Below are 22,459 nucleotides of genomic sequence, written 5' to 3'. Positions count from 1 at the left end.
CCTCCTCCCATGAGCATCCAGGTCTCGCCGCAGCTGAACAATCTGCTGTTCGTGCTGATCGGCGAGAAGATGCTCCAGGCCGACGAGGACATGGCCTTCGCCAACGGCAAACCGTACGGGCGGCTGGCCCGGCGCATGCGGGACCTGTCGGACGTCATCGGGGCGACCGCCGGGGGCGTGGGCCGGTCCCTGCCCCCGAAGGTCGGGGCCAACTATGTGCGCGCGATGCACATGTTCCTCGACGACGGCGGCGTCAACTACCTCCAGGACTTCGCCAAGCAGCTCGACGACCTGGAGAAGTCCCGCACGCAGTCCTCCATGGACATCATGGAGGCCAAGTGGCAGATCATCGCCGAGCTGATCACGCTGCTGCTGGAACTCGCCATCATCATGGCGCTGTCCATCTTCACCGGCGGCACCGCCTCCAGCCAGGCCGCCGTGGCGAAGGCGCGCAGCCGGGTGGCGATCCTCACGGTGCTGCAGTGGCTGTTCAAGCGCAGCCATGCGCTGCCCAGCCTCTCGGAGATGTTCGAGGAGGCGTTCCAGACGTTCGCCGTCCGGCTGGGCATGATGCTGGGCGCGCCCAAGGGCCGCAGGCCGGACGGGTTCGACTGGAACCAGATCATCCAGGACGGTGTCTTCGGCGCGTTCACCGGCCTGTTCCACGGATTCCTGAACGACATCCTCAAGGGCCTGAAGAACAACTTCAAGAACCTGACGAACAGCAACCTGTTCAAGGATCTCACCGGCGACGGCAACAAGTTCAACCACAAGTTCGACAACAAGTTCAACAACAACAAGCCCAACCCCAACCCCAAGCCCAATCCGCACCCGGACCCGAAGCCCCATCCGAAGCCCAACCCGAACCCGGAGCCGAATCCGAGGCCCGATCCCAAGCCCGACCCGACGCCGGAGCCGAAGCCGCGTCCGGGACCCAACACCGTGCCGACGCCCGACTTCACCCCGGTGCCGAAGCCGAAGCCGACCCCGATCGACCGGTTCAAGCACGAACTCGGCGAGGACGTGCACCACTTCCTCGCCGAGGGCGGCGCGGAGGCGCTGGGCGAGCAGGCGACGGCGGCGATCTTCCACTTCCCCACCGAGGGGCCGATGACGTTCCTCGGCGGCGGCCTCAGCTCGGTGAGCGAGCGCCATCTCGGCCAGGGCGCGGCGGCGTTCGGCGGCAAGTTCAACATCAACAAGCCGCCCAACGTCAACACGACGAGCAGTACGGACATCCCGGGCTCGGAGGACAACGACTCCTCCTCCGGCCACTCGTCCGACAACAACCCCGGCGACGGCAAGGACGCCCCCGACCTCGGCCCCTCCCTCACGCCGCCGCCCGGCGGCACGTCGTCCACGGGCGGCGGCAACCAGGACCGCCCGGGGTCCGGCTCGCCGAAGACGCAGTCCGGCGGCCTCGACGACCTGGACCTCGACGGGAACGGGAGCACCGGCCGGGGCCCGTCCGGCGTCGACCTGGACGACATCGACCTCAACGACGTCAAGCTCGGCGACATGGATCTCGACGGCGGGCATCTCGACGGGGTGCACGTCGACGGCGTCGGCCCCAAGGCGTCCCAGGGCCTCACCGGGGACCACACCGGGAACGGCGCGCCGCACGTCGGGAACGGCGCTCCCCAGCCCGGGAACAGCGCGCCGCACGGGGGCACGGTTCCGTCCGGGGGCGGGGTACGGCCCGGGTCCACGACCTCGCAGGGGCTGGGCGACACCCAGGACGACGGCGGCCTGTTCGACGACGACAACGACAGTCTGTTCGACGACAGCGACGCCGAGACCGACACCGACAGCGTCTTCGACAGGCCCCTCGGCGGCAACGACAGCGACAGCGACACGGACACCGAGAGCCTGTTCGGGGACGACGAGACGGTCGCGCACACCGGGAGTCCGGACACCGACCAGTCCAAGGGCTCGCCCGGCCCCGAGGACACCGCCGGCACGCCGCTGCCGACCACCGGCGCACCGCTGCCGCACACCTCGTCGTCCACCGGGCCGACCGGCTCCACCGGCTCCACCGGGTCCCCGACGCCGGGCACGGGCAACAGCACGCGGACGCCCGCGCCGGGGCAGTCCGACCACTCTGCCCCGGACACGGACGACACGTCGCACACGGACGACACGTCCAGCACGGACGACACGACAAGCGATACGTCGAGCACGACGGGCGATACGTCGAACCCGACGAGCAACACGAGCACGGCGAGCACGACGGACGACACGTCCCACACGAGCGATACGTCCAGCACGAGTGACACGACGAGCACGACGGCGACGGACGACACCTCCGACGTCGCCGCCCCCGTCCCCACGACCAGCCACGGCACGCCGACGCACACCGGCACCCCGCAGGGCGTGACCGGCAAGGGCAAGGGGCCGGAGGTGTCCTCCGACCCCGACGTCACGGACGTCGCCGACGCGCGGGACCAGCACGACGACGCCGTACGGGAGTTCACCGACGCGACGAACGACGTCGAGCGGATCCGCACCCGGGTGGAGAGCGGCGAGGGAAGCAGCCGCGACCTCGACGCGCTCCACCGGGCGAACCAACGGGCGGAGCAGGCCGGGCAGCAACTGGCCGGGACCGAGGACCGGTTGCGGGACCTCGGCGTCGACCCGTACGCCCCGGTCGTCCCCTCCGCGCACCCCGCGCCCGCCCCCGTCGTGCAGCGGGACGCGACGCAGCGGCAGTGGATCGCCTCGCAGGTGACCGCCGACGACCTCCCCGACGACCTGCCGGCGCGACTGGGCCCCGACACCACGGTGACCCGGGACGAGATCACCGCGGCGGGGGTGATGGTCGGCCCCGATCTGCACACGCAGTTCACGCTGGGCGACGGCCGGGTGTCCCTGGCCGACAGCGGGCTGGACCCCGTCGACCAGGTCAAGGTGCTGATGAACCGGCCGGGTCCGTGGCCGGAGGGCCTGGACACCGTCGCCTCCCAGGCCTCCCAGCGGCTGTGGCAGGGCTCCTACGACGACTTCGCCCAGTCGCTGCCGGACCTGGACCCCGGCACCGTACGGCAGGCGTGGGACTCGGCGGCCGGACTCGTCCTGCCGCTGGAACTGCACCCCGTGCTCGCCGACTCCCGGCACGCCGTCGACACCTACCGGGACGCCGTGCGCCAGGTCGCCGACACACTGGCCAACGGCGGCGGCCGCCCCGCGGCCGTCGCTCTCGCCGACCGCCTCCGCAACGACCTCGGGCTCCCCGTCCGCGTCCGCGGCGGCGGCACCGGCACGACGCCGGCCGACGTCCCGCAGCCGATCACCACCTCGTCGAGCATGCCGGCTCCGGGCACCGTGACGTCGCCCGCACCGCTGCCGAACACCACTCCGGACACGGTCACCGACACCACCCCGGCTCCGCCCCCGGCCCCCGTCGACACGACCTCCGCGGCGCCGCCCCCGCCGGAGGACACCGAGCAGACCCCTCCGCAGGACCCGCCCGAGGACACCGTCACACCGGTGATCCCGACCATCACCGTGACGTCGCCCGACGACACCACGACCACACCGGAGCCGGACGGCGGCCGGCGCCCCTCCTACCTCGACGGCTACGGGCGACGCCACGACGGCCAGGTCGGCCTGGTGTACGTCAACCCGATCTCGCCGGACGTGGTGGACGCGGTGCACCGCCAGGTGATCGCGGCGCTGAACCGGCCGGCCCCGGCCGCCGGCGACCCGGTGCTGACGCAGCTCCAGGACGTGCTGTCGGCCGAGCGGATGGCGCTGCACCTGCCGTATCTGCGCAGTCTGGGCGGCCACCGGATCACCCTGCGCGTCGACGGCCGGGACCGGGACGTCGACGTACGACTGGCGCTGAGCAAGAGGCGGCCCTCCGCGCGGCAGGGCACGCTTGACACGAGTGACCCCGACAAGCATGTGGAGCGGCGCGGCCAGGGCACCCGGGAGAGCGTCTCGGCGCAGCAGTCCGGCACGTTCTCGACCCTTCCGGTGCCGTGGACCGGTTCACTGCCGATCGAGCACGCGGGCCCGGTCCGCGCGGTGGACCTGTCGCTGGGCGCGACGTTCACCCACAACCAGGCGGACGGCTCCACCACCGTCACCCACGTCGTGCAGACCACCAGCGCGCAGCGCAGCAACGAGCCCTCGCGCGCCTACGACTTCACCGGCGACTGGCAGGTGCGGGTGGACGCGCCCCCGACGGCGCCGCCGAACACGGGCAGCACTGACGGCACCGTCGCCGGCGACCCCGGCACCGCACCCGACCCCGGGTCGGCGGTCGCCCCGCCCGTGGACCCGGCGCACGACTGGGGCCCGGCGGCGCAGCACGGCCCGCTCACATTCTGGTTCCCGCAGCATCTGGTGGACGCGCACGACAACCCGTCCCAGACGCTGCCCGAGGCCGCGCACCCCAGCACCCTGCCGATCTTCGGCGTGGACTCCGTCCTGCACCCGCGCCGCCTGTACGAGGGCGCGGCGCACGAGTTCCGCACGGACCTCGACGCCACGGCCTCCTCCCAGCTCGCGGACTTCCTGTCCGAGCCGGTGCTGCGCGGCACGCTGCCCATGCAGCTCGACGGCGGGCTGTACTCGCCGGTGCTCACCGACGCGCACGGCCGGGCAGTCGGCATGGTGCGCCTTGACACGGTCGTCGTGCCGCGGAACCGGGTCGCCAAGAGCATCGACGGCAAGATCAACCTGGAGAGCCACCTGGTCAACACGGTGAAGAACGACCAGAAGACCGCGTTCAACAGCGGGGTCACCTTCACCGGCAGCATCGGCCCGTCCTTCACCCATGACACCCGGCAGGGCCATCCGGACGCCACCGGCAGCGTCGGCGGCAGTCTCGCCGGGAAGGGCAGCGCCAGTATCGCGGCGCAGAACGCGTTCGGCACCAGCTCGCTCGCGGCCGCGATGCACGCGGTGCGCACCAACCGCGGCCATCTGCTGACCGAGTCGGACGTCACCTACACGCTCACGCTGATCCGGCCCGACGGAAGCACGGCGACCTACGCGCCGGGCACCTGGACGCACGGTCTCGATCTGCGGGTGCTCAGCCGCGCGGACGCGGAGGGGCACGCGCCGGACAAGGCCAAGGGCGAGGAACGCCGGCTGCCGCGGGAGCTGGACTCGCTGGAGTCGATCGGGCAGTCGACCGCGCCGCTCGGTGTGAACGACGCGGACACGCTGTTCGACGAGGCGGAGACCTGGCTGCGCGGCCAGGGCCTGCTGCCGCCCTCGTCCCGTACCCCGCGGAGCATGCTGCCCGACGAGACACTGGTGCAGGCGCAGTTGAACAACCTGCGGCGGCTGCGGGAGCTGCGGTCCCAGCTCGGGCTGCGGGCGGCGACCGACTCCATGGTGGACGGCGGCCACTCGCTGTTCCTGGAGGTCCCCTCGGTGACGGGGCGGCGCCGGGTGCGGCTGGTCCTGGGCGCCGCCCGGGACCCGGGGCGGCCGGTCACCCACGCCACGGTGCTGCCCGGCATCCAGGTGGAGGGCGTCTCGCAGTTCGCGGGCGGCGGCAACGGGCAGCTCGGCAACACCTACGGGCTGGGCGGCGGGTTCGGCGGCGGACCGTCCATCCCGCTGCCGGGGCACACCTGGACCGCGAGCGGCACCGGCGACTACCAGTTCACGGGTCACACCACGCTCGGCAACACCACCGCCACCACGGTCGGCCACGACCAGTTCTTCATCAGCACCGGCGACCAGGACACCCACGTGTTCGAGGTGCCGGCGCTCCTCACGCTCGACCTGTACGAGGGCCCCGGCACCGATCCGCAGGTCAGGTTCGGCGCCCCCGAGCCCGTACCGCACGCCCCTGACGATCTGGAGATGGGCCCGGATCCGGAGTACCGCGGGGTGCGGGGCACGGTCCGGCTGGCCGTGCCGCACGGGCGGACCCTGCCCCTCGCGGACCCCGCCACGGAGGGCGAGTCCACCACCGATCCCGCCAACGAGCCCACGACAGCGCCCGCCAACGAGCCCGCCGAGCGGCCGTTCACCGTCCGCCCGGTCTCGCAGCTCGACCTGGACCGGCTGGGGATGACGGACGAGAGCGGCGCGCCCCGGCCGGACGTCGTACGCATACCGGACGACGCCCTGGTCGACGTGGTGCGCGGCTCCGGGGCGCTGCAGAACGGCTTCGGCCGGATCGTCACGGGCGACATACCGACGGCTCCGCCCACGTCCGACACCTCGGACACGTCGAACACGTCCGACACCACGGACACCTCGGACGCCTCGCCGGACACGAACACCCCGGCGCCCACCGCCGCTCCCTCCATTCCCGGACCGGTCTCCCGGGCCTTCAACCGGTTCGCCACCTTCCTCACCGCCTCACTGACGGGCAACTCCGCCGCCGACCCCACCACCGTGGCCGCCGAGTCCCGCGCCACCGCCCTCTCCCCCGCGACGCTGACCGCCCGCGGCCACCAGCTCTTCGGCGGCACCTATGTGCTGGAGGGGCTGACACTGCCCGGAATCGGCTCCGACCGGCAGGTCTCCGTCGAGATCCGGGCGATCGCCCACACGCCCCGGCTGACGCACAGCCTGAACCAGTACCTGGAGACGGGCATCTCCTCCGCCGACTCGGCGCAGCAGCTCAAGGGGTTCGGCAAGAGCCACCAGTTCGGCGTGGGCGGCACCTTCACGCAGAACAACCTGCCGCGTCCGCAGTCCGGGCAGGACGGCGACGGCGAGCAGTTCTTCACCAGCCCCAGCCCGGGCGTGGACGGCTCGCCGTCCACGGCGCAGCCCGTCGGTCCCGACGGCGGCCGGCCGTCCCGGTTCAGCCCGTCCGGGCGCTACCAGTACGACCGCAAGACCGACAAGTCCGAGACGCTCACGTCCACCACCGTCACCAACCGGGTGCCCACCCAGGCGGGACACCAGCACCGGGTCACGGCGGACGTCACCTATCTCCTCACCGTCCGCTCCGGCAACCGCAACGTGCTCGCCAACTCCGTGGGCGTCGGCCCCAACGGGGACGTGACCCTCGCGGTGGACGTGCCGGACGGGCTCCAGTTCCTGATGACCGAGAACCAGCTGCGGCGCGACCGGCGGTGGATGGGCGGCGTCCAGGGGCTGCCCCCGGAGACGGAGCCCGCGGACAAGCAGGAGCCGCCGCTGCCCAGCCGGTACATCCAGGACGGCACCCTCGGCCTGGCCTCGGTCAGCTCGGTCACCGAGCTGAGCACGGGGCCGAGGCCGGTCGAGCAGCGCAACCGGCTCCACGACGAGGTACGGCAGCTGGTGGACCGGTTCGCGCCGGGCACCACCACGCCCGGCCACGCCTCCTATCTGTCCGGCGTCGCCGCCCTGCTCGCCGACCACACCGGTGTCTCCGGCAAGCGGGCGCTGATCGGGCGCGGCAACGGACAGACCCGGTTCGCCTTCCGGCACCACCGGTTCGGCGGGGCGGCCCTGGTCGAGGTGACCCTCTCGGCGCGGCCCACCTCCACCCGCGAGGAGCGGCAGAAGATCCGCGGCACCGCGGTGCCGACCGACAAGTCCGGTATGGAGCAGTGGGGTTCGCAGACGGCGTCGGGCGTGTCCACGTCGGACACGGTGGGCCGGCAGCACCGTTACACCTTCAACCCGATGGCCCGCTTCACCCGGCCCCACGACGACGAGCGCACCGACCGGCTCGGTCCCTCGTTCCATCTGATCTCCGCGACCAGCAAGATCGACAAGCGGAACCACACCGCCGAGGACCGGTTCTGGCTGCGCACCGACAGCGCCGCCGACTTCGACGGTCTGGAGTACGAGTTCACCGCCACCGTCCGCACCTCCCTGGTCACGGACTGGCCGCCCAACGTGCTGGGCGCGATCGTCCAGCGCGGCTTCCTGGCGTGGGACGACGCGGACCCGGGGACCCGCAGCTGGATCAGCCGCACACTGAGCGGCGGGCTCGGCGGCCAGGCGCGGGTGCCGGCCCGGGTGAGTCTGCGGTTCACCGGCAGCGAGGCGGCCGACGCCGCCACCGGCGCCTCCCGGCCGCCGGTGGCGCCCTCGGTGTCCGAGTTCGATCCCCGGCGTACGCACAGCACCGCGCCGCCCCCGCTGCGCGAGCAGGAGCTGTTCCACCCCACCGGGAGCACCCCGGTGTACGGGTTCGACGCCTGGGACCAGCTGTACACGGCCCTGGAGGAGACCAACCCCGCCACGGGCCGCGGCTGGCGCGCCCGGCCGGCCTCCACCTCCGAGGAGAACGCGTCGGTGCGGCTGGGCGAGATGCTCCAGGCCGGCACCGTGTCGCTGGACAACCCGCGTCAGGTCGGCGGCATGCTGCCGTCGATGCCGGGCGCGTTCCCGCTGGAGGGGGAACCGGACGAACGGCCCACCCTGACGGTGTCGCTGTACCGGCCCCGGGTGGTCACCAACACCGGTGACGTGTCCCTGGACCGGCTGCGGATCACCCTCGACAGCAGCAGCACGCTCTCCGGCGGCGACACCACCGCCGGGGTGTCCCTGCCGTTCGTGCTGAGCGCCGACGACCCCGACCGCAACCTCGTCGGCGCCACCCCGCCGGTGCTGCAACGGCCCGCCGATCCGAGCAACTTCGGCAGCACCGTGTCCGGCACCCGCCGGGACTGGCTCAAGAACGGCAGCACCAGCATGCCCAAGGAGGGGCGCAGCGCCCACAGTTACGAGGTGCGCGCCGATGTGCACATCGAGGTGTCGGGCCCCGAGGGCGTACGGCACGTCACCGGCACCGCCACCCTCCGCATCGAGGAGCGCGACGCGCTCGGCCACGGCATCACCCCGCCCCGGCCGGTCGCCCAGGTGTACGACCTGCCGGCGCTGCTGGCCGCCAACCGGCCGGGCACCTCCCCGGACCAGTGGGCGTCGACCCCGCTGCGGGAGCTGCCGGCCGCCCTGGCCCGGGGTGTCGACCCGAAGGACAGCGGCTACCAGTTCTGGGTGGCGACCGGCACCGACCCGGACAGCTCCCGGCTGGCCCTCTCCCTGTACGGCGCCTCCCGGACGGCGCGCTCGACCGGGCACCCGGTGGAGTTGGTCACGCGGGGTCCGGAGGGGCTGCGCGTCTGGTCGTTCAACCCCGACGGCACGCTCGTCGCCAACGCGAGCCCGGGCACGGACGGGGCGACGCCGTCCGGCACCACCACGGACGATCCCGCCCTCGACCGGGCGTGGGCGGACTTCGACTTCGTGGCCAACCGGTTCGACACGGCCACGGCCGACCACGAGCAGGCGCTCGCCGACCTCAACGATCTGCACGGCCTGCGGACGGACGCGGTGGAGTCGCTGACGCAGGCGACCGACAGGCTCGACGCGGCCAAGGACGCGGCGAACAAGGCGGACGAGGCCGCCACCGACGCCGAGCGGGCCGCCGACGTGGCCGAGCAGAACCTGAGTGACCTGACGGAGCGCATCGGCGAGCTGTCCACGTCCGTCACCGAGGCCCGGGCCAAGATCCCACCCCTCACCACGTCCATCGGCAACGGCGAACAGCGGGAGACCCGCCTGGGCGGCGAACTCGACGCGGCCCGGAACCACCTCACCGACCTGCAGAACCATGCGGCGAACGGGCCGAGCGGGGATGCCGCGCCCGCTGTCGATCCCGGGCTCGCCCAGCAGATCCGGGCGGCCACCGACGAGGTGCGGCGGCTCACCACGGAACTCGGCGACGTACGCGGCCGGTTGACGCAGGACCGCAAGGACCTCCAGGACACCGAGGCCGTCCTCACCCGCGACGAGCCGGCGCTGAACGACGCCCGCGCACAGCTCCCCGGCGCACGGACCACGGCGAACGACCTGCGGTCGGACGCCAACGGCAAACGCGGGCTGGCCAACCACCAGGCTCTGGTCCGGGACGACGCGCAGGAGACCCAGGACCGGGCACAGCGGCAACTGGACCAGATCGACTCCGACATCACCACCACAGCCGCACGGCGTGACGACGCCGACTCCTGGCGGAACGTCGCGCAGCTCTACCTGTCACCCGCGACGGCACTCGTCCTGTCCTCCGCGCCCCCGGCCCTGCCCACCTCGCGCACGACGCTGGCCGCCACCGCCCCACGCTGGCCCGGCTCCGGGGTGCCCCGCGAGGCGGACCCCTCCACCGGCAACTTCCCGGCCCCCGGGCAGGACGACGGCTCCGACAGCGACCTGAGCTCCGTCGCACCGGAGGGGTCGGACACCGGTGACCACTCCGAGACGGGCACCGAGATCACCGTCCCGGAGTCGACACCCCCCGAGCCCCCGAAGACCGACCCGCCGGGCGACGACGACACCCACGACACCCACGACAAGAACAAGGACGACGACACCGACAAGAAGGACGACACCGACAAGAACAACGACAAGAACACCGGCAAGAACAACGACACGTCCGACCAGGAAGACAGCGCGGACAAGGACAAGGACAAGGGCAAGGGAAAGGCCAAGGAGACGACCGCCGGGGACGGCACCGCGGTCACTCCCCCCGCACCCGAGCCCTTCCAGGTGCGGGAGCCGCGCGGCCACACCGTGCCGACTCCCAGCGACGGCCGGTGCCTGCTCTACAGCTTCATCGGTACCGACCCCACACGGGTCCGCGACCGGCTGCCCGGACTGAGCAGCGTCTCACCGAGCACCCACGCCTGGCTGAGCCGGCCGAACGACGTGCGCGCGGCCCTCATCGAGGAGGCGCAGGCGACGATCGATTCGCCGAGCACTCCGGGCCGGCGCCAACTCTCCATCACGTCGGACCTCCTCCGCACGCTCGCCGAGAACCGGCTCCGCGACGCACACAACGGCGGACGTCCGCTGCCGCACAACGTGGTGGGCCAGGCCCGGCAGAGCATGCTCGGTTCGTTCACCACGCAGACGGCGACGATGAACCGGCCCCAACTCCTCGCCGCCCTCCAGCAGTACGGCATCGACGGGGTGAGGTCGCCGGACCAGCTCGACGACCTGTCGCCGCGCTACCGGGCCGCGCTGCAGGAGGACGGCGTGACCGGCCCGGCGGACCCGGGCGTCCCGCACATGTTCGCCCACCTGCGGGACACCGGCCGGCTGCCCGCGCTGAACGACCTGTCCGACGACCAACTGCACCTGGTACTCACCTCCGGTTACGTCGACAGCCCCGCGCCCTTCACCGACGTGGAGCACAGGCAGGCGATCGCGGCGGTGCGGAGCTGGAACACCATGTGGGGCACCGACACCGGCGAGATGTTCCTGCCCCTGCTGGCGGACACGCTGGGCGTAACCGTGGAGGCGTGGTCCCCGAGTCCCGGCGGCACCGGACCCGGCACCGTGGTCCGCGTCGACTCCCCCACCGCCGACCGGGTCATCGAGCTTCACTACACCAACCGGGACCACTACAACGCCACCACCGCACCCCCGACCCCGCTCCCGCACACCCACCCGACGTCGAGCGCGCCCCGGCACGCCGACGACGCCCCCAGCACCCAACCCGACGGCCGCCACCGCCCCGCACCGAGAAACCGCAACCAGCAACCCGCACCCCGCATCACCAAACCGGTCACCAAGGCCGCCTGGTCCCACCTGCGCCCCCACGCACCCCACGCCACCCTCCACACCGAACGCTTCGACCCCCACGCCGACCCGACCACCAACCCATCCGAGCCCGGCAAACTCTCCGGCGCCACCACCCTCATCCGCGCCGACGTCCGCCGCATCCAGACCACCGACAACACCTGGGTCCGCGACTACACCCTCAACCTCCCCACCACCGGACTCACCGACGAACAACGCACCACCCTCAACGACCGACTCACCCGCCTGGCCGACACCCACCTCAACAACGGCCTCGCCCTGCCCACCTCACGCGACCAGTTCCACCTCACCGTCAACCTCCACGACGACCCCACCCACCCCGAAACCATCACCCTCACCAACACCACCAACCCCACCCGCGCCAACCAACGCCACTTCGACCTCCACCACAGCGACGCCGACCTCCTCCACGAACTCCTTCACTACCTCGGCCTGCCCGACGAACAACGCGACAACGACTTCCTCTTCCGCAACCACGCCCACAGCACCGCCGTCCACACCACCGGCCTCATGGCCACCACCGACGGCAACCAGCCCTTCCAGATCCCCCACCGCTACCTGGAAACCATCGAAAACGTCACCGCCGCCACCAACACCCCCCTCCACGACCACACCGGACAGAACACCGACACCCCCGCCCTCAACCCCGACAAAGCGCCCCACCCCGCCACCGAACCCCCCACCTGGCCCACCTCACAGGCACCCACCACTCCGCCCGCACCCCCGGTGGCGCCCGCGTCGAGCTACGTGCGGAACTACGGCGCGCTGCCCGACGGCACGGTCGGCCTCGTACAGATACAGCCCTTCTCGCCGGAGGTGCTGGACGGGCTGCACCGGCAGGTGTACTCCGAGCTGGGGGTCGACGAGGACAACCCGCCCGCCGAGGTGCGCGAGCAGGTCGAGGACCGGCTCAGCGGCGCCAACCTCGCCCTCAACCTGGCCTATGTGCGCAGTGCCGGCGGTCACCGGGTCACCATCACCGTCGACGGACGCGACCACACCGTCGACGTACAGCTCACCCTCTCCGGGGCCCGGCCCTCGTCGCGCCAGGGTGAGTTCGACACGCGTGACCCCGACAAGCACGTCGAGCGGCGCGGCTTCGGCACCCGGGAGAACTTCTCCGGGCAGCCCTCCGGCACCTACCGCACCTTCCAGGTGCCGTGGACCGGGTCCTGGCCCGTGGCTGCCCCGACGCCGGTGCGGGCGGTGGACGGCGCGGCGACGGCGTCGATCACGCACAACCAGGCGAGTGACTCCAGTACGGTCACGTACGCCGTGCAGACCACGTCCGCCCAGCGCTCCAACGAGCCGTCGGACCCGGTGGAGTTCACCACCCACTGGCGGGTGCGCCGCGACGCCCCCGGCGTCACCGCGCCCGCCAAGAAGCCGTCCAGCACCGCCTCCGACGGCTGGAGCGCCCCGCGGTCGCACGGTCCGACCACCATCTGGTTCCCGCGCCACCTCACCGCCGCCGACCCCGCGCCCGGTTCGCTCCCCGCCCCGGCCGACCCGGACGACCTGCCGCTGTTCGGCGTCGACTCGGTCATCGACCCCCGTGCCCTCTACGAGCACACCCACCAGAGCTTCCACGCGGACCTGGACGACACCGCCGCCGGGCAGGTGTCCGACTTCCTCTCCGAGCAGGTGCTCCGCGGTCTGCTCCCGGCGCAGCTCGACGGCGGTCTCTACTCGCCGGTGCTCGTCAACGGCAACGGCGACGTGGTGGGCATGCTGCACTTCACCGCCGTGCCCACGGTGGGCACCCCGCAGCGGCAGAGCAACGCGGGGCAGATCAACCTCGAGAGCCATGTCGTCAACTTCTCGAAGGTGGACCTGTCGTCGAAGTACACCAGCGGCATCGGGCTCAGCGGCAACGCGGCCGCCGCGCTCACCGGGGACCACTCCGCGGGCCACCCGGACTCCTCGAAGCACATCGGCGGCAGCCTGGGCGCGCGCGGACAGGCGCAGGCGACGGTCACCAACACCTACGGCGCCGGTATCTCCTCCGGCACCATGCACGCGATCCGCACCAACCGCGGGCACCTGCTCACGCCCGCCGCCGTCGGCTACCAGGTGACCCTGATCCGGCCCGACGGGACCGAGTCACAGGCGCCCCTGCTGACCCGCCCGCACGGTCTGGACCTGCGGGTGCTGTCCAAGGACGATGCCACCGGCCACGCGCCCGCCGCGAGCGAACTGCGGGCGCTGCCGGACTCGTTGGAGCGTCTGGACGGCATCGGGCTGAGCGCGGCCCCGCTCGACGTCACCGGCGCCAACCCCCTGTGGGACCGTGCCGAGACATGGCTGCGCGAGGAGGGGCTGCTGCCGCCCGGCCCCAAGGCGCCGGCGGCCACCGGGATCGGCGGGAAGCTGAAGCAGGCGGCGCGCGACCACGAGCCGGAGCACCAGATCCGGCTGCACGCCCAGCTCAACAATCTGCGCCGGCTGCGCGAGGCGCGCTCCCGGCTCGGGCTGCGTGCCGCCTCCGACTCCATGGTGGACGGCGGGCACGAACTCCATCTGGAGGTGCCCAACAGCTCCGACACCGGGGTGCGCCGGGTGCGGCTGCTGCTCACGGCGGTCCGGGACACCTCGCGCGGCAGCGTCCACCGCCGGGTGCTGCCGGGCATCCAGGTCATGGGGCTGGCGCAGGCCTCGGGCGGCGACAGCGAGCAGCGCGGCGAGTCCTACGGCGGCTCGCTGGGGCCGATGGGCAGTGTGAGCGGGCCACTGGGCGACTGGGGCGGGATCGGCTTCGGCGCCGACTACCAGTACGGTCACCAGATCACCCACGGCGACACCGTGGGCGGCGCGACCGGGCACGACCAGTTCTACATCGGCACCGGGCAGGACAGTCACAAGTTCGAGGTCCCGGTGCTGCTCGCGCTCGACCTGTACGCGGACGACGGCGACGAGCCCACCGTGCGGTTCGGGCAGGAGGTGAACCGGCCGGCGGCCCCCGCCGCGCCCGCGGCCCCGGGCACGCCGGCCGCGCCGGTGGCCCCGACCGTCTCCGGTTCGATGTGGCTGGCGGTGCCGGAGGGCCGTACCCACGCGCCCTCGGCGACGCCCGCGCCCGCCCCGCCCACCACGCCACCGGACGGGGCCCCGCGTCGGCCCAACGCGACCGACATGGCACGGCTCGACGGCACCGACGCCGCCGGCAATCCGCGCCCGGAGCTGGTGCGGGTGCCGGACGACGGACTGTTCGACACCGTGCGCGGTGCCGCCGCCATCGACTCGGCCTTCCGGCGGGGCGTCGCCGAGCTGCGCGACCGGATCCAGGCGGCCGCCGCGGCCACGTCGGCGAACACGAATACCGGCACGGGTCCGATCCTCCCGGTCACCGCTCCCGGCGTCGCACCCGCGACCGACGGCACCGGCCGGCGGTCGGACCATGGCATCTCGCCGCTCGCCGGGCGGGCCATGACCGACAGCACGACGCGCGCCGCCGAGTTCCGGCACGCCGCGACCACGCCGGGCAGCCTGATCGCCCACGGCCACGAGATCTTCAAGAACTCCTACGTCGTCGAGGGCATGACCCTGCCGGGGACGCTCGCGGACGGCCAGTACTCGCTGGAGATCCAGGCCGTCGCCCACAACGCCCGGCTCCTCGACACCACCAAGCAGTATCTGGAGACGGGTGTCGCGGCGACCGACAGCGCCCAGCAGCAGAAGTCGCTCGGCAAGTCGCACCAGACCGGTGTCACCGGGCTGATCTCCCAGAACCCGCCCGCGCTGCCGAAGGGGAAGGACGACGGTTCCGGGCAGGTCAACCCGGAGATCGACGGGACGATCGGGGTCAGTTCCCGGTCCGGCACCAAGGCGTTCAAGGGACTGTTCAACCCTTCGGCGCGCTTCGGTTACGTGGCGCGCACCGACACCTCGGACAGTCTCTCCTCCAGCACCGCCGTCAACCGGGTCCCCACCGAGGCCGGCGTCCTGCACCGGGTGGTCGCCGACGTCACCTACCTGGTCACCCTCCGGGCGGGTTCGCGCAACGCGCTCAACGGGGTCGGCGATCTGGGCACGAACGACCCCGTCACCTTCGCCGTGGACGTCCGGGACGGTCTGCAGTTCCTCACCTCGCAGGGCCAGGTCACCCGTGACGCACGGTGGATGGGCTCCGTGCGGGGACTCAGCCCGCAGCCGGCGCCGGCCCCGACGGCGGCGCTGCCGTCGTCGTACACCCGCGACCGCGAGCTGGGGCTCGGCGGCGTCCTCTCGGTCATCGAGTACCAGACGCCGCCCGCCGCGCCCCTGCCCGCCACGGCCGCGCCCGCCGGGTCCGTCCCGCTGGGGCCGGTCACCCCCCGGGAGCGGCGCGGGCAGGTCTACCGCGAGCTGGTGGACCTGGTGGAGTCGGAGGCGCCCGGTGTGTTCACCCCGGGTCACACCGGCTATCAGCCCGGCGTACGGTCCCGGATCGCGCAGCTCACCTCGACCGCGGGGCTGCGCGCCCTGCCCGGGCGCGGCCCGGACGGCACCCCGCGCCGGGCCACCACCCGCTTCCACTTCCGCCACCACGGCACCGGCGGCGAGCGGCTGGTCGAGGTCACGCTGACGGCGGTGCCCCGGCGCACCCAGAACCTGTCCGGCATCCGGGGCTCCTCGCGCCCGGGCTCGGGTCTGGAGCAGTGGCAGTCGCACACCTCGGCGGGGCGGACGACGACCAAGGCGTGGGTGCGGCAGAAGCAGCTCGGGGTCAATGTCACCACCCGCTATCCGCGGCCGCACCAGAAGCCCGAGGAGTCCAAGGTGGACCGGGCGGCGCCGGTGTTCACCCCGCAGGCGGCGACCAGCAGGTCGGTGCGGCGGGCGACCACCGTCGACAACCGGTTCTGGCTCCGCACCGACAACGGGGCGGACTTCGACGGCCTCCAGTACGACTACGTCGTCTCCGTCCGCTCGGCGCTGGTCGCCGACTGGCCGCCCAACCTCGTCGGCGGTCTGGTGCAGAACGGTGTCATCGCCTGGTCGGAGGCGGGCGGCGATCTGCGGCGGTGGATGGACGAGCTGCTGGCGCGCGGCACGCCCCGTACCCGCAGCATCCCGGTCCGGCTGGCCCTGCGGTTCACCGGCACCGAGACCCACGCGCGCACGCGGCCGGCAACGGTGACCGCGCCGTCCGTCGTCTCCACCGTCGACCCGCGCAACACCGTGCTGCCCGGCCCGACGCCCACTCCGTACCTCGCCGACGACGGCATGTTCAGCCCGACGGGGCCGACCCCGGCGTTCGCCTTCGACGGGTGGGCCCATCTGGAGACCGCGCTCAACGAGGTGGCACCGCTCAGCAACGGCCGCTGGCACTCCCAGCTCACCTCGGTGTCGCTGGAGGGCCGGGCGGCCCGCCTCGGGCAGCTCATCCAGGCCGGCCGGGTCTCCCTGGACCGCCCCCGGCTCGCCGCCGACCTGACCCGGCGCATGCCCGGCACCCGCCCCTTCGAGGGGGCGCCCGCGCAGCCGCCGTCGATCACGGTCACGCTCTACAACCCGCGCCGCGCCACGCACGGCGACGACGTCACCCTCGACCAGCTGCACAACACCACCGACACGGTGAGCACCGCGGCGGGCGCCGACCACTCCTTCTCCACCGCCTTCACCGAACTCCTCAGCACCGACGGCGAGGGCCACCACCTCGCCGGTGCCACCGTGCCGCTCGCCCAGCGCTCGACGCAGCCCAGCAGCTTCGGCGGCAGCACCACAGGCAGCCGCCGCGACTGGCTGAAGAACGGCAGCACCTCCGCCCCGGCGAGCGGCGCCCGGGGCACCCGCAGCTACGCCGTCGACGCCGACGTCCACCTGCTGGTGGAGGGGCCCGAGGGCACCCGGCACGTCACCGGCACGGTCACCCTGCGGGTGGAGGAGCGCGATCTGCTCGGCCACGGCCTCATCGCCCCGGACGAGTCCCCGGACCACGTGCGCGACCTGCCCGCGCTCGTTCCCGACTGGGACACCGTCGCCCCGCACGAGCTGCCCGAGCGTCTGCACTCCGCGCTCACCCCCGGCACGGACGGCGTGCAGTTGTGGGTGTCCGTCGGACCGGACCCGCACGGCACCCGGCTCGGGCAGGTGCTCTACGGGGCCTCCCGCGCCGCCGTGCTCGGCAACCGTTCCGTGGAGCTGATGACCCGCGGCCCGGAGGGCATCCGCCGCTGGCGGTTCGCCCCCGACGGCTCCCTCGTCACCGCCGACCCCGACCTCGTCTCCGCCTGGACCCCGTTCCACGCCCAGGCGGAGACGCTGCACGCCGCCACCGAGACGCTCGCCGACACCCCCGGCCGGCTGCACCGCCTCACCACCTCGCTCCAGCACGCCAACCGCGCCCACGCCGACGCCGTGGACGTGCTGAACGGGGCCCGGAAGGCGGTGACGGCCGCGCTCACCGCCGAGAAGAACGCGAGGACCGACGCCGCCGCCTCCGCGAAGGCCGCCCGGGAGGCCGGGGAACTGGTCGGCAGACTGCGGCAGGGGCTCGCCGATGCCCGCAAGACGGTCACGACGCTGCCGCCGGTGATCACCGCGAACGAGCGGAAGGCGGCCGACGGCCGCCGCGACCTGGGCCGGGCGCTGGACCGGCTGACCACGGTGGAGAACACCGTGCGCGCCGAGCGCGCGGCCGCGACGGCGAAGGCGGCGCAGGGGGCCGTTCCGTCGGCCGCGCCGCCCGTCACGACCACGACCACGACCACGACCACGACCACGGGAACCTCCGGAACCACCGGCACCACCGCGCCGCGCTCCAGCCGCCCGGCCGCCGACGTGGCCGACGATCCCCGGGTGCGGGCGGTGCTCCCGGCGATCACCACCGCCGAGGCCACCATCCAGCAGGCCACCGACCAACTCGCCGACGACCGGGCGGCGTTGAAGCGCGCCCAGCACATCGTCACCATCGGCCCCGACCGCATCCGCCAGGCGGAGGAGGCACGCGACGAGGCCGAGGAGGAGGCACGCGACGACGCGGCCACCGTGGTCCGCCGGAGCAAAAACGTGCGCATCGCCCGGCTGCGCGAGAACCGCGCCCAGGGCCATGTCACCCGGGCCGGCGCCAAGGTCACCCGCCGCAACACCCAGCTCGCCACCACCGTCGGCGCGCAGTTGCGGGCCGCCGCCGACCAGACCTCGGCCACCGAGGCGCTGCCGGACCTGTCCGCCACCGTCCGGGACAACGCCCCCTCGCCCGAGCAGTCGCTGCGGACCACCTTCGCCACCACCGCGCCCCGCTGGCCCGACCCCGACGGCCGCTCCGCGCCCCTCCCGGCCGGCGGCCAGACCCACACCCCCGCCCCGGTCACCACCACGGGCACAACCCAGAGCCCCCCGCCGCCCCCGCCGAAGAAGGCGGGCACCAAGGCGAAGACGAGCCCGCCCAAGACCACCAAGACGCAGACGGACAAGGGCAAGGCCAAAGCAACCGTCACCACGCCGCCGCCCGCGGCCCCGTCCCCGTACGTCGCACCGCGCGGCAACCTCGTCCGGACCCCCGGCGACGGCTTCTGTCTGCAGTACGCCGTCATCGGCAGCGCACCCCAACTGGTCCGCCAACGGCTGCAACAGGCCGGCCTGACCCTCGACCCGGGCACCGCCGCCTGGCTCGGCCGGCCCGCCCAGGTGCAGCAGGCACTGATCGCGCTGGAGCAGAACCCGGCCACCACGGCCCCGGGCACCGGGCATCTGCGTGCCACCCAGGGGCAGGTGCAGAACCTGGTGCTCGCCCGGCTGACGGCGGCGGCGGACGGCAGCCGTCCGCTCTCGCCCCACGTGCTCGGCCAGCTCCGGGGCGCCCTCGTCGGCGGATTCGCGGCCGAGGCCCAGAACAGGCCGCTCGCCTGGGTCGACGCACGGCTGGCGCAGTTCGGCATCACGGGACTGACGCGCGCCGAGGACATGGACCCGGTCGACCTCCAGACCCTCTACACACAGGCCGTCTCCGCGCCGGGCGCACCGCCCGCCCCGGCGGGCAGCCCGCCGAGCAACCGCCAGATGTTCACCTACCTGCGCGCGCAGAACGCGCTGCCCACGCTCGCCACCATGACGCAGGACCAGCGCCGGGCGCTGCTCATCGCCGGTTACCACCAGAGCACCGCACCCCTGACCCGGCCCGAGGCGGCCGCGCTCACCCAGGCGGTGCGGAACTGGGACACCGAGTGGGGCAGCCCGCTCGGCGACGCCTTCCTGCCGCTGCTCGCGGACACGCTCGACGCCCCGATAGACGTCTTCCAGCCCATGCCCGGCACCACCCCGGCCGGCGGCACCCACGGCATCGTCCTGCGGTACGGCCCGGTCACGACGACACCGGCGCTGGAGGTGCACTACACCGGCCTCAACCACTACAACGCGAGCACGGCGGGCCCGCTCACCGCCCCCACGACCACCCACCCGACGTCGAGCGCGCCCCGGCACGCCGACGACGCCCCCAGCACCCAGCCCGACGGCCGCCACCGCCCCGCACCCACCAACAGGAACCAGGAACCCGCACCCCGCGTCACCGAACCGGTCGCCAAGGGCGCCTGGTTCCACCTGCGCCCCCACGCCCCTCACGCCACCCTGCACACGGAACGCTTCGACCCCCACGCCGACCCGACGGCCAACCCACCCGAGCCGGGCAAGCTCTCCGGTGCGACGACACTGATCCGCGCGGATGTGCGCCGCATCCAGGTCGGCGACAACAAGTGGGTCCGCGACTACACCCTCAACCTGCCCACCACCGGACTCACCGAGGAACAACGCGACACGCTCACCGCGCGCCTGACCCGCCTGGCCGACACCCACCTCAACAACGGTCTGGCACTGCCCACCTCACGCGACCAGTTCCACCTCACCGTCAATCTCCACGACGACCCCAGCCATCCCGAGGCCATCAACCTCACGAACACGGCCAACCCGTCACGCGCCAACCAGCGCCACTTCGACCTCAACCACAGCGACGCGGATCTGCTGCACGAACTCCTCCACTACCTCGGCCTGCCCGACGAGCAGCGCGACAACGACTTCCTCTTCCGCAACCACCCCCACAGCACCGCCGTCCACACCACCGGCCTCATGGCCAATACGGACGGCGACCAGCCCTTCGTCATCCCCCACCGCTACCTGCAAACCATCGAGAACGTCACCGCCGCCACCAACACCCCGCTTCACGACCACACCGGACAGAGCACCACCACCTTCTACGCCGACCCCGACGAAGCCCCGCATCCCGCCACCGAACCCCCCACCTGGCCCACCTCACAGGCACCCGTCGCCACACCGCCCCGGCCCACCGCTCCCGTCTCCACCTACGTGCGGAACTACGGCGCGCTGCCCGACGGCACGGTCGGCCTCGTGCAGATGCAGCCGTTCTCGCCGGAGGTGGTGGACGGGCTGCACCGGCAGGTCTACGCGGAGCTGGGGGTCGACGAGGACAATCCGCCCGCCGAGGTGCGCGCGCAGGTCGAGGACCGGCTCAGCGGCACCAACCTGGTGCTGCATCTGCCGTACGTGCGCAGTGCCGGCGGTCACCGGGTCACCATCAATGTCGACGGACGCGACCACACCATCGACGTACAGCTCACCCTGTCCGACCCGCATGCCTCGTCGCGCCAGGGCGAGTTCGACACGCGTGACCCCGACAAGCACGTCGAGCGGCGCGGCTTCGGCACCCGGGAGAACTTCTCCGGGCAGCCCTCCGGCACCTACCGCACCTTCCAGGTGCCGTGGACCGGGTCCTGGCCGTTCGGCGGGTCGTCGGTGGCGCGTGCGCTGGACGCGTCGGTCACTCCGTCGGTGACGCACAACCAGGCCTCCGACACGCTCACGGTCACGCATGTCGTGCAGACCACGTCCGCCCAGCGCTCCAACGAACCGTCGGACCCGGTGGAGTTCACCACCCACTGGCGGGTCCGCCGGGACGCGCCGTCCGTGACCGCGCCCGCCGCGGCCACCACCGGTGCGCGCACGGACGGCTGGGGCCACCCGCGGTCGCACGGTCCGGCCACCGTCTGGTTCCCGCGCCACCTCACCGCCGCCGACCCCGCGCCCGGCTCCCTGCCGGCTCCCGCCGACCCGCACGACCTGCCGCTGTTCGGCGTCGACTCGGTCATCGACCCCCGTGCCCTCTACGAGCACGTGCACCAGTCCTTCCGGGCCGACTTCGACGACACCACGGCCGGGCAGGTCGCCGACTTCCTCTCCGAGCAGGTGCTGCGGGGCACCCTGCCCATGCAGCTCGACGGCAGCACGTCGGCGACGCCGTGGCACGGCGGGCTGTACTCGCCGGTGCTGACCGACGCGTCCGGCAACGTGGTGGGCATGCTGCGGCTGGTGACCACGCCGGTGGTGGGCACCCCGGAGCGGCAGAGCAACGCGGGGCAGATCAACCTCGAGAGCCATCTGGTGAACACCGGCAAGGTCGAGCTGGCGTCGAGGTACACCAGCGGGCTGGCCGGCACCGGGAACGCGGCGGCCGCGCTCACCGCCGACCGCAGCGAGGACCACGCCGACGCGAGCAGCGCGGTGGGCGGCAGCGCGGGGCTGCGCGGGCAGCTCCTCGGCACGGTCACCAACACCTACGGCGCCAGCTCCTCGTCGGGCACCATGCACGCGATCCGCACCAACCGCAGTCACCTCCTCGCCCCGGCCGCCGTCGACCACCACGTCACCCTGATCCGGCCCGACGGCACCGAGACGGCGGCCCCGGTGCTGCGGCGGGGCCACGGCATGGACCTGCGGGTGCTGAGCGCCGCGGACGCGGCCGGGCGGGTTCCGGGCGACGGCGAGGTGCGGGAGCTGTCGGACTCGCTGGAGCGGCTCGACGGCATCGGCCTCAGCGCGACGCCGCTCGACGTCACCGGCACCCACGGCCTCTACGACCGTGCCGAGGCCTGGCTGCGCCGCGAGGGCTTCCTGCCGCCCGCGCCCGGCACGGCGACCGCGCGCCGGTTCGAGCCGGAGCACCAGATACGGCTGC

At 73.1% G+C, this 22,459-nt stretch carries 1 protein-coding gene (running past one end of the window); it reads left to right on the top strand.

Annotated elements, in window-relative coordinates:
* Positions 1–9: 9 nt before the first annotated feature.
* A protein-coding gene (locus OIE12_RS29340; protein WP_329140488.1) for a hypothetical protein crosses the window boundary here: on the top strand, positions 10–22,459 show its 5' portion. The gene runs 13,955 nt beyond the window's last position; only the first 22,450 of its 36,405 coding nucleotides appear in the window; it begins with the start codon at positions 10–12; its stop codon lies off the right edge, out of view.

The organism is Streptomyces sp. NBC_00670 (assembly GCF_036226765.1).
In the GTDB taxonomy this organism is placed as follows: domain Bacteria; phylum Actinomycetota; class Actinomycetes; order Streptomycetales; family Streptomycetaceae; genus Streptomyces.
Note: the sequence above shows the minus strand (reverse complement) of the source record. Positions and strands in the feature narration are given on the sequence as shown.